Genomic DNA, 12,482 nt, shown 5'->3' with positions numbered 1-12,482 from the left:
CCTCGCTGTATGCTATGCAACTTCTTAATTATACTATTGTTATATTGTCTTTTCAAGCTTTTTTTTACATTTTCCTATTTTTTTTTAATTCCTTATATTGGGTGATTTTTTAATTATCTTTACTAAAAATTTTATATCAGTTTGTTATGATTTATTTTGCGATAATAAATAAATATTTGTGATAACAATCCGATTTTATTATGAAATACTAACTAAATTATATAATTCATAAAATAAAAGCAAGGAAATTATACCTTGCTTTTACCGTCAAATATAAATGTATCTTATTCTACTATTTTAGTAACAACTCCAGAACCTACAGTTCTTCCGCCTTCTCTGATAGCAAATCTTAATCCTTCATCCATTGCGATTGGAGTGATTAATTCAACATTCATATCAATGTGATCTCCAGGCATTACCATTTCCATTCCGTCTGGTAATTTGATTGATCCTGTAACGTCTGTTGTTCTGAAGTAGAATTGTGGTCTGTATCCATCGAAGAATGGAGTATGTCTTCCACCTTCTTCTTTCTTAAGTACGTATACTTGACCTACAAATTTAGTATGAGGATGTACTGAATTTGGTTTTGATAAAACTTGACCTCTTTCAATATCAGTTCTTTGAACTCCTCTTAATAATGCTCCGATGTTATCTCCTGCTTGCGCTTCATCCAATAACTTTCTGAACATTTCGATTCCAGTTACTACAACTTTCTTCTTTTCTTCACTTAATCCAACGATTTCTACTTCATCTCCTACATGAAGTACTCCAGCTTCAACTCTTCCTGTTGCAACTGTTCCTCTTCCTGTAATTGTGAATACATCTTCGATTGGCATTAAGAACGGCTTATCTGTTGCTCTTTCTGGAGTTGGGATATAGCTATCTACTGCTTCCATTAAATCCATGATTGGCTTAATTGCTTCTTCATCTGTTGGATTTTCTAATGCTTTTAATGCTGATCCTGTTATTACTGGAATATCGTCTCCTGGGAAGTCATATTCACTTAATAATTCTCTTACTTCCATTTCTACTAATTCTAATAATTCTGGATCGTCTACCATATCTGCTTTATTTAAGAATACTACGATATATTGGATACCAACTCTTGATCCTAGTAGTATATGTTCTCTTGTTTGTGGCATTGGACCATCTGCTGCTGATACAACTAAGATAGCTCCATCCATTTGTGCTGCTCCTGTGATCATGTTCTTAACATAGTCAGCATGCCCTGGACAGTCAACGTGCGCATAGTGTCTGTTTTCTGTTTGGTACTCAACGTGTGCTGTATTGATTGTGATTCCTCTTTCTTTTTCTTCTGGAGCCTTATCAATATCTGCATAGTTAAATGCTTCTGCAAATCCTTTATTTGCTAATACTGTTGTGATTGCTGCTGTTAATGTTGTCTTACCATGGTCTACGTGACCTATTGTTCCAATATTAACGTGTGGCTTACTTCTTTCATACTTTGCTTTTGCCATTATAATTTTCCTCCCTTGATAGACATAATTTAAAGAATCTTTTCGTAAATATTATAACTTATAGATATTTTAATATCTATATTTATTATTCAAGTTTTTTACCATATTATATGAAAATTATTAAAACACATTATATGCTCCGTAAAATAATTTAATATACAATATGATAAAAACTTTATATTACTCTTTATTTAGCTCTGCTACCTGCAATTTGTTCTTGAATATTCTTTGGAACTTCATCATAGTGATCAAATACCATTGAGTAAACTCCTCTACCTTGAGTTCTAGATCTTAAAGTAGTAGCATATCCAAACATTTCTGATAATGGAACAAACGCTCTAATAACTTGCGCTCCATTAAGAGCTTCCATACCTTCCATTATACCTCTTCTTGAATTGATATCTCCGATAACATCTCCCATGTATTCTTCTGGAACTGTTACTTCAACTTTCATCATTGGTTCAAGAAGTACAGGGCTTGCTTTAGCCATTGCATTCTTAAATGCCATAGAACCTGCTATTTTAAATGCCATTTCAGATGAGTCAACTTCATGGTATGAACCGTGTACTAATTTAACTTTGAAGTTAATAACATTATAGCCTGCAATTATACCATTTTTAGATGCTTCTTGAATACCTGCATCAATAGCTGGTATGTATTCCTTAGGAATAGCTCCTCCAACAACAGCATTTTCAAATACATATTCGCCTTCAGTTGGTTCCATTTCAATTACAGCATGACCGTATTGTCCTTTACCACCTGATTGTTTAGCATATTTAGCTTCTGCTTTAACAGCTGATCTAATTGTTTCCTTATAAGCAACCTGAGGTGCTCCAACATTACATTCAACTTTAAATTCCCTTTGAAGTCTATCAACAATTATTTCTAAGTGAAGCTCTCCCATACCCGCAATAATTGTTTGACCTGTTTCTGTATCAGTCCAAGTCTTAAATGTAGGATCTTCTTCTGCTAATTTAGCTAATGCCATACCCATTTTTTCTTGAGCATCTTTTGTCTTTGGTTCAATAGCTACTCTTATAACTGGTTCTGGGAACTCCATAGCTTCAAGAATTATTGGACTATTTTCTGCACATAAAGTATCACCTGTTGTAGTGTTTTTTAATCCAATTACTGCACCAATTTCCCCTGCTTCTAATGATTCAACTTCTGATCTTGAATTTGAATGCATCTTAACAAGTCTACCGATTCTTTCTTTCTTACCTTTTGTTGAGTTAAGAACATATGAACCACTCTGCATTACGCCAGAATATATTCTTGTAAATGCCAATTTACCAACAAATGGATCAGTAGCTATTTTAAATGCTAAAGCTGATAATGGTTCAGAGTCTGAAGAATTTCTATGATCTTCTTCTCCATCTAATGTTGTTCCTTTTATTGCTGGAACATCTAATGGTGATGGTAAGTAATCTACAACTCCATCAATCATTTCTTGAACACCTTTGTTTTTGTATGAAGAACCACAAATACAAGGATATATTTCGTTAGCAATTGTAGCTTTTCTTAAAGCAGCTTTTAATTCTTCAATTGTAAGTTCTTCACCTTCTAAATACTTTTCCATTAATTCTTCATCTGTTTCAGCAATAGCTTCTATCATTGCTGCTCTGTATTCTTCAGCTTGATCAGCATATTCAGCTGGTATAGCTTCTTCTCTCATATCTTTTCCAAGATCATCATAGAATATAAAAGCAACATTCTTTATAAGGTCAACCATTCCTTTGAAGCCTTGTTCGCTACCTACTGGAATCTGAATCGGAACTGCGTTTGCTTTTAATCTATCTTTAACTGTTTGAATACATCTAAAGAAATCAGCACCTGTTGCATCCATTTTATTTACATAAATCATTCTTGGCACACCATACTTATCCGCCTGTCTCCAAACAGTTTCAGTTTGTGGTTCAACACCGCTCTTTGCATCAAGAACTGTAACAGCTCCATCAAGTACTCTTAATGATCTTTCAACTTCAACTGTGAAGTCTACGTGACCAGGAGTATCTATAATATTAAGTTCATGTTCTTTCCAGAAACATGAAGTTGCTGCTGAAGTAATTGTTATACCTCTTTCTTGTTCTTGAACCATCCAGTCCATTGTAGCTTCACCATCATGAACTTCCCCTATTTTGTGACTCACTCCTGTATAGAACAATATACGTTCAGTAGTTGTTGTCTTACCAGCATCTATATGAGCCATTATACCGAAGTTACGGAATTTATCTAAAGGATATTTTCTAGCCATTTATTTGTCCTCCTCTCAATGAGTAAAATATAATTTAATTTGACAAAACTGCCTTAGCATAAGCCAAAACAGTTTTATAGATATTAGTATCTGTAATGAGCAAATGCCTTATTAGCTTCTGCCATTTTATGAGTATCTTCTCTCTTCTTAACAGCTGCTCCTGTATTATTAGATGCATCTAATAATTCACCAGCAACTCTTTCACTCATTAGCTTTTCGCCTCTTTTTCTAGCTGCTATTAACATCCATCTTATTCCTAATGTCTGTCTTCTTTCTGGTCTAACTTCGATTGGAACTTGATAAGTAGCACCACCTATTCTTCTAGCTTTAACTTCTAGTAATGGCATTACATTGTTCATAGCTTCTTCAAATACTTCTAAAGCTTCTTTTCCACTTCTTTTTGCTATTAATTCAAATGCTTCATAGCATATCTTTTGGGCTACACCCTTCTTACCATCTTCCATTATACTATTTATAAATTTAGTAACAACCTTTGAATTGTATACTGGATCTGGTAATACGTCTCTTTTTGCGATATGTCCTTTTCTTGGCACTTTTCTTCCCTCCTTAACATTTTAAATTTAAGTTCATCGGTACTCGGTATTTTTCATACCGTAAAGTGCTACATCTTTTACATGTATATAAACTCAAAATAAAATCTATAATTTCTGTTGAAGATAAGCACTATTCTTTGTTAAAATTCCTATTTCTTCTTAGGTCTCTTAGCACCGTACTTTGATCTTCCTTGTAATCTGTTAGCTACTCCAGCGCAGTCTAGCGCACCTCTTACGATATGGTATCTAACACCAGGAAGGTCTTTAACTCTTCCACCTCTTATAAGAACAACACTATGTTCTTGTAAGTTGTGACCTACTCCACCAATATATGCAGTTACTTCAAATCCATTTGTTAATCTAACTCTAGCAATTTTTCTTAACGCTGAGTTAGGTTTTTTAGGAGTTGTTGTTTTAACTACTGTACATACACCTCTTTTTTGAGGACACTCTTTAAGTGCTGGTGCAGTTGATTTAACTACTGCTGTTTTTCTGCCTTTTCTTACTAATTGGCTAATAGTTGGCATTTTTTCACCTCCTGAAATTTATTTATCTATTTTAAAATTAAGATAAACACTAATTTATCAAGTTATATGAATTAGTATATCATACAACTTATCAAATATACCTAAATTTTACACAATAAATCAATATCCTATGTATTAAGCTATAAATTTACTTTTATAAAATGATATATTCACATTAATTTGTGTGATTTCACATTTAAAATCACACAAATTGTATTTTATCATTTAATTTTACACATGTCAATATAATACATGCTTATTCTTCAACAGTTTCTCCAATAGTTTCTTCAACCAATTCACTATCTGTTTCCACCTTTAAAGATCTATATCTCATCATTCCAGTACCAGCTGGAATAAGCTTACCAATTATTACATTTTCTTTTAATCCAACTAAAGGATCAACTTTTCCTTTAATTGCTGCTTCTGTTAGAACTCTTGTCGTTTCTTGGAACGAAGCTGCTGATAGAAAACTATCAGTTGCTAATGCTGCCTTAGTTATACCTAGTAGAGTTTGTTCTCCTTTTGCTTCTTCTCCACCAAATTCTCTTACTCTAGCATTTTCTTCATAGAAATCAAACATATCAATCATAGTTCCTGGTAATAATTCTGTATCTCCCGAGTCAACAATTTTTATCTTTCTAGTCATTTGTCTAACAACTACTTCTAAGTGTTTATCATTGATATCAACACCTTGTAGTCTATAAACCTTTTGAACCTCCGAAAGTAAATATCTTCTTGCTCCATCTATTCCTTTTATGCTCATTATATCATGAGGATTTACTGAACCTTCTGTAATTTCATCACCAGCTTCAATATAATCACTTTCATTGACTCTCAATCTTGATCCAAAAGGTATATCGTAACTACGTTCTTCTCCATCAGCACCCATAATTATTACTGTTCTCTTCTTCTTCGTCTCTTCTATTCTCGCAGTACCAGCAATTTCACTTACTATTGCAAGCCCTTTTGGCTTTCTAGCTTCAAATAGTTCTTCAACTCTAGGTAAACCTTGAGTGATATCTGCTCCTGCAACTCCACCGGTATGGAATGTTCTCATTGTAAGCTGTGTACCTGGTTCTCCAATTGATTGTGCTGCTATTATTCCAACAGCTTCTCCAATATCAATCTTTTTAGCTGTTGCCATATTCATACCATAACATCTAGCACACACACCAACTTTACATTTGCAAGTGAACACAGATCTAATTTTTACTTTCTTAATTCCTGCTGAAACTATCTTGTCAGCTGCATACGGATCCATATATTCATTTTTTGGATGTACTATATCACCAGTTTTTGGATCAACAATATCTTCTGCTGTATATCTACCAATTAATCTTTCTCTTAATTCTTCGATAACTTCATTACCTTCTTTAATTTCACTTACAAATATTCCTTCATCTGTACCACAATCTTCTTCTCTTACAATAACATCTTGAGAAACGTCAACAAGTCTTCTAGTTAAATATCCAGAATCCGCCGTCTTTAACGCTGTATCTGCATTACCTTTTCTAGCTCCATGAGTAGACAAGAAATATTCTATTACATCTAATCCTTCTTTAAATGATGCTCTTATAGGCAACTCTATAATCTTACCTGACGGACTGGCCATAAGACCTCTCATACCAGCTAATTGCTTAATCTGAGATTTTGATCCTCTGGCTCCAGAATCAGCCATCATATATATCGGATTAAATTTATCAAGACTATCCATTAATGCATTGGCTACATCTTCAGTTGTCTGAGTCCATTTTTCTATAACTCTTTCATATCTTTCTTCATCAGATATGAAACCTCTCTTATACATCTTTTCAATCTTTTCGATCGTTTCATCTGCTTCCTTAAGTAAATCATATTTCACTTTTGGAACTATTATATCTGATGAAGCAACTGTTACAGCGCCGATTGATGAATAATGATACCCTAATGCTTTAATATTATCAAGCATTATAGATGTTTTAACCGGACCATGCTTCATGTAACATTGATCGATTATCGTTCCTAATGACTTTTTCGTAGCTAAGAAATCAACTTCTAAATTGAACATATCTTCTTCATTTTCTCTATTGATTAATCCCAAGTTTTGCGGAATTGATTCATTAAATATAATCTTTCCAACTGTAGTTTTAATTATCTTAGACTTAACTACACCATCAATTTCTCTAAACATTCTAACATTTATTTGAGCATGTATATCAATTTCTTTAACTTCATATGCCATTATAGCTTCATCTTTGCTTGAGAATGTCATTCCATCCCCTTTTGCACCATTCTTATCCATGGTTAAATAGTATGATCCAAGAATCATATCTTGTGTTGGAACACAAACTGGTTTACCATCTGATGGCTTCAAAATATTTGTTGCAGCTAGCATTAAGAATCTAGCTTCTGCTTGAGCTTCTACTGACAATGGAAGATGGACAGCCATTTGGTCCCCATCAAAGTCAGCGTTATAAGCTGTACATGCTAACGGATGAAGTTTTATTGCTCTACCTTCTACTAATACAGGTTGGAATGCTTGAATACCAAGTCTGTGCAATGTAGGTGCACGGTTAAGTAATACTGGATGATCTGCAATTACCTCTTCCAATACATCCCATACTTGTGGTAATACTCTTTCAACCATTCTCTTGGCGCTCTTTATATTATGAGCTATTCCATCTTGTACAAGCTTTTTCATAACAAATGGTTTAAATAATTCTATTGCCATTTCCTTAGGAAGTCCGCATTGATACATTTTTAATTCTGGACCAACAACGATAACTGATCTACCTGAGTAGTCAACTCTCTTACCAAGTAAGTTTTGTCTAAATCTACCTTGTTTACCTTTTAACATATCTGAAAGAGATTTTAAAGGTCTATTTCCAGGTCCAGTTACTGGTCTTCCTCTTCTACCATTATCAATAAGTGCATCTACTGCCTCTTGAAGCATTCTTTTTTCATTTCTCACAATTATATCTGGAGCACCTAAATCTAATAACTTCTTTAATCTGTTATTTCTGTTTATTACTCTTCTATATAAATCATTTAAATCAGATGTCGCAAATCTTCCTCCATCTAATTGAACCATAGGTCTTAAATCTGGTGGTATTACTGGTATCACATTTATGACCATCCACTGTGGATCATTGCCTGATTTTCTAAACGATTCTACAACTTCTAGTCTTCTAATAATTCTAACTTTCTTTTGTCCCGAACTTTGCTTTAATTCTTCTTTAAGTTCTTTTGAAGAAGTTACTAAATCAATTTCATTTAGTAAATCTTGAATTGCTTCAGCTCCCATGCCTGCTACAAAGCTTTCATCTCCATATTTATCTACAGCTTCTCTATATTCCTTTTCATTAAGAAGCTGCTTCTTCAATAGTGGTGTTTCCTTCGGATCTATCACTATATAAGATGCAAAGTATAAAACTTTTTCCAAAGCTCTTGGCGACATATCTAAAATCAATCCCATTCTTGATGGAATTCCTTTAAAGTACCAAATATGAGATACTGGGGCAGCTAATTCTATATGCCCCATTCTTTCTCTTCTCACTTTAGCTTTTGTGACTTCAACTCCACATCTATCACAAACTATCCCTTTATATCTTACTCTTTTGTACTTTCCACAGTGACATTCCCAATCTTTCATTGGTCCAAAAATTCTTTCGCAGAATAAACCATCTCTCTCTGGTTTTAAAGTTCTATAGTTAATAGTTTCTGGTTTCTTAACTTCTCCTCTTGACCATTGTCTTATTTGTTCTGGAGATGCTAAACCAATTTGTATTGCATCAAAATTATTTAATTCAAACAAGGGTAAATCCTCCCTTCAAAATTAGTGTTCATCATTAAAATCATCTAGTTCTAATTCAGTTTCAAGATCAGCTATATCGACACTCTCATCATAATCAATTTCATCTATGTCTTCATCAGTGTTTTGATCATAACTATCGTCCTCTAATACATCTGGTTCCGGCACCATGATCTCTTCACTGCCTTCTATATTAACTTCTAAATTTGCCATATCCTCATCCACAAATTCTTTTAAAGTAACTTCTTCATGTGCATCATTTAATACTTTAATATCCAGACACAATGCTTGTAACTCTTTAATAAGAACTTTGAACGATTCCGGTACTCCTGGTTCAGGTATATTTTCCCCTTTTACTATAGCCTCATATGTCTTCACTCTACCTACAACATCATCTGACTTAACAGTTAATATTTCCTGAAGTGTATGTGCCGCTCCATATGCTTCTAATGCCCAAACCTCCATTTCACCAAATCTTTGACCACCAAATTGAGCTTTACCTCCTAATGGTTGTTGAGTAACCAATGAATATGGTCCTGTAGATCTAGCGTGAATCTTATCATCTACTAAATGGTGAAGTTTTAAAATATACATTATACCAACAGTTACTGGATTATCAAACGGTTCTCCAGTTCTACCATCATATAATATAGTTTTAGCATCTTCTCTAAATCCTGCTTTTATCATGCATTCTGTGATTTCAGGTTGTGTTGCACCATCAAATACAGGTGTAGCTATATGCCATCCTAAATGGCTAGCTGCCCAACCCAAGTGAACTTCAAGTACCTGACCTATATTCATACGAGAAGGTACTCCTAATGGATTTAAGCATATTTGAAGAGGTCTACCGTCCGGTAAGAATGGCATATCTTCTTCTGGTAATATTCTAGAGATAACCCCCTTATTACCATGACGTCCTGCCATTTTATCCCCAACTGAAATTTTTCTTTTTTGTGCAATATAACATCTTACAAGTTCATTTACTCCTGGGTTTAATTCATCCCCATTTTCTCTTGTAAATACTTTTATATCAACTATTATTCCAGCTTCACCGTGAGGTACTCTTAATGAGGTATCTCTTACTTCTCTTGCCTTTTCACCAAAAATTGCTCTTAACAATCTTTCTTCTGCTGTAAGCTCAGTTTCACCTTTTGGCGTTACTTTTCCAACCAATATGTCTCCTGATCTCACTTCTGCACCGATTCGTATGATTCCTCTGTCATCTACATCCTTAAGTGCATCATCACTTACGTTTGGTATGTCTCTTGTAATTTCCTCTGGTCCTAGCTTCGTATCTCTAGCTTCACATTCATATTCTTCTATATGCATAGATGTAAAGACATCTTCTCTGACCAATTCTTCTGAAATTAACATAGCATCTTCGTAATTATAACCTTCCCAAGTTATGAATCCCATTCTGATGTTCTTACCTAATGCAATTTCACCTAAATCTGTAGATGGACCATCTGCAATAACTTGATTCTTGTATACTATTTCTCCCGTATCAACTATCGGTCTTTGATTAATACAAGTTCCTGAGTTACTTCTCTTAAACTTTAATAATTTATATACATCTGTGCCACCATCTGAGTCTCTCTTAACACGAATCTCACTACCCGAAACATAAGTAACTACTCCAGCATTCTTTGCCTTTGGTAATACCCCTGAGTCAACAGCAGCTTTAAATTCGATTCCTGTTCCAACTATTGGCGCTTGAGGACTTAATAATGGAACTGCTTGACGTTGCATGTTTGAACCCATAAGCGCTCTTGATGCATCATCATTTTCAAGGAATGGTATCATCGCAGTTGCAACAGATACAATTTGTCTTGCAGATACATCTATTAAATCAACGTCAGTTGTTGGAACAACTAATATATCCTCTAAATGTCTTACTCTGACCTTTTTATTTATAAAGTACCCATTTTCATCCATGGGCTCCTTTGCTTCAGCTATTAAACATTGATCTTCTTCATCAGCAGTGAAATATCTTATTTCATCTGTAGCTCTTCCATTTTCTTTGTCAACAATTCTATATGGCGTTTCAATAAATCCATACTCATTAACTTTTGCGAAAGTTGCTAACGAATTTATAAGACCTATATTAGGACCTTCTGGTGTCTCAATTGGACACATTCTACCATAATGTGAATGGTGAACGTCTCTTACTTCAAAACCAGCTCTTTCTCTTGAAAGTCCTCCTGGTCCTAATGCCGATAATCTTCTCTTATGCGTAAGTTCTGATAATGGATTTGTTTGATCCATGAACTGTGATAATTGTGAACTACCAAAAAATTCTTTGATAGCTGCTGCTACCGGCCTTATATTAATTAACATTTGAGGAGTTATAGCTTCTTGATCTTGAATAGTCATTCTTTCCTTAACTACTCTTTCCATTCTAGATAGACCAATTCTAAATTGGTTCTGCAATAATTCCCCTACAGATCTCAATCTTCTATTACCTAAATGATCTATATCATCAACATAACCTATTCCATAAGTTAATCCTAGTTCATAGCTTATAGTTGCAAATATATCATCTCTTATAATATGTTTAGGAATAAGTTTACTAATATTCTTCTTGATTTCCTCTTTAATACTTACTTCATCAGAAAAATTATCTAATATTTCCTTCAAAGTAGGATAATGAACTAATTCTTTTATCCCTAGGTCTGAAATATCAAAAGAAACTTGTTTCTTCAAATCTACAAAGTTATTACTAATTACTCTAATAACTTTATCTTCTATTAATACATCAACCGATTTAACACCTGCATTCTGAATCTCTTCAGCTACTAATCTACTTATTTTCTGACCCTTCTCCACCATTATTTCTCCAGTTTGTGGATTAACAATATCAGTGGCTGCTACTTGGTTAGCTATTCTTAGATTTAATGCAAGTTTTTTATTAAATTTATATCTTCCGACTCTAGATAAATCATATCTTTTTGCGTCAAAGAATAATGTATCAATTAAAGATATAGCACTATCTACTGTTGGTGGTTCACCAGGTCTCAATCTCTTATATATTTCAAGTAGTGCTTCCTCTTTAGTTTTAGTATTGTCTTTTTCTATTGAAGCTCTAAATCTTTCTTCTTCGCCGAAGAAATCTAGCAACTCCTGATCACTGCCTAATCCCATAGCTCTTGCTAATATACTAATTGACAATTTTCTAGTTTTATCAATTCTTACATAAATTACATCATTAGAATCTGTTTCGTATTCCAACCATGCTCCTCTATTAGGGATAACAGTTGATGAATATAACTTTTTACCACTCTTATCTATAGAGTAGTTATAATATACACCCGGTGATCTTACTAATTGACTAACTATAACTCTTTCAGCACCATTAATTACAAAGGTACCTTGCTCTGTCATTAATGGGAAGTCACCCATAAATACTTCTTGTTCTTTAATTTCACCAGTTTCATTATTCTGCAATCTGATTGAAACTTTTAATGGCGCAGCATAAGTCGCGTCTCTTTCCTTACATTCTTCGACAGAATACTTGATATTTTCCATATCAAGTTTATAGTCTACGAACTCAAGTACTAAATTCCCCGTGAAGTTTGTGATAGGATTAATATCATCAAAAACTTCATGCAGCCCTTCTCTTAAAAACCATTCATATGAATCTAATTGAACCTCAATTAAATTCGGCATTTCAGTAACATCATTAACCTTACCGAAACTCATTCTTGTTCTTTTTCCAACTTGGACAGGATGTACCATGAATTTTCACCCCTTGTATAAAATAAACTAAAATAGCCAAAAGCATACTTTCCCTAAGGACTTTGCTTTCGGACAGCGTCTTTCTATAGTATAACCATTATTCACCAGATTATACTCCTTATTTCCACTATAAATATATAGTAT

The 12,482-nt window shown here is 33.8% G+C and carries 6 protein-coding genes; all 6 read right to left on the bottom strand.

Features of this window, described 5'->3' with window-relative positions; genetic code table 11:
- Positions 1-284 precede the first annotated feature (284 nt).
- A complete protein-coding gene (tuf, locus tag KEC93_RS00910; RefSeq protein WP_031276475.1) occupies positions 285-1,478 on the bottom strand; it encodes an elongation factor Tu in 1,194 nt (397 codons plus the stop codon).
- Positions 1,479-1,665: 187 nt separating this feature from the next.
- Positions 1,666-3,732, bottom strand: coding sequence for an elongation factor G (fusA, locus tag KEC93_RS00905; protein ID WP_023976906.1), 2,067 nt, complete (start codon positions 3,730-3,732; stop codon positions 1,666-1,668).
- Positions 3,733-3,815: 83 nt separating this feature from the next.
- Positions 3,816-4,286 carry a 30S ribosomal protein S7 gene (gene rpsG / locus KEC93_RS00900; protein WP_017210137.1) on the bottom strand — a complete coding sequence of 157 codons (471 nt, stop codon included), beginning with the start codon at positions 4,284-4,286 and terminating at the stop codon, positions 3,816-3,818.
- Between the two features lie 149 nt (positions 4,287-4,435).
- Positions 4,436-4,813 (bottom strand): 30S ribosomal protein S12, encoded by a 378-nt coding sequence (gene rpsL, locus KEC93_RS00895; protein WP_011967508.1) that lies wholly within the window; start codon positions 4,811-4,813, stop codon positions 4,436-4,438.
- A 256-nt stretch (positions 4,814-5,069) separates the two neighbouring features.
- Positions 5,070-8,606, bottom strand: coding sequence for a DNA-directed RNA polymerase subunit beta' (gene rpoC / locus KEC93_RS00890; RefSeq protein ID WP_023976907.1), 3,537 nt, complete (start codon positions 8,604-8,606; stop codon positions 5,070-5,072).
- Between the two features lie 21 nt (positions 8,607-8,627).
- On the bottom strand, positions 8,628-12,338 hold the full coding sequence (gene rpoB / locus KEC93_RS00885) for a DNA-directed RNA polymerase subunit beta (protein ID WP_039772555.1): 3,711 nt from the start codon (positions 12,336-12,338) through the stop codon (positions 8,628-8,630).
- Between the last annotated feature and the right edge of the window lie 144 nt (positions 12,339-12,482).

Source organism: Clostridium beijerinckii (assembly GCF_018223745.1).
GTDB classification, from domain to species: domain Bacteria; phylum Bacillota; class Clostridia; order Clostridiales; family Clostridiaceae; genus Clostridium; species Clostridium beijerinckii.
This window is presented reverse-complemented; position numbering and strand designations above follow the sequence as displayed.

Bases quoted from the DNA above. Each gene is read 5' to 3' on its own strand.
- tuf (WP_031276475.1), bottom strand. From the start codon at position 1,478: ATGGCAAAAGCAAAGTATGAAAGAAGTAAGCCACACGTTAATATTGGA.
- rpsL (WP_011967508.1), bottom strand. From the start codon at position 4,813: ATGCCAACTATTAGCCAATTAGTAAGAAAAGGCAGAAAAACAGCAGTA.
- fusA (WP_023976906.1), bottom strand. From the start codon at position 3,732: ATGGCTAGAAAATATCCTTTAGATAAATTCCGTAACTTCGGTATAATG.
- rpoB (WP_039772555.1), bottom strand. From the start codon at position 12,338: ATGGTACATCCTGTCCAAGTTGGAAAAAGAACAAGAATGAGTTTCGGT.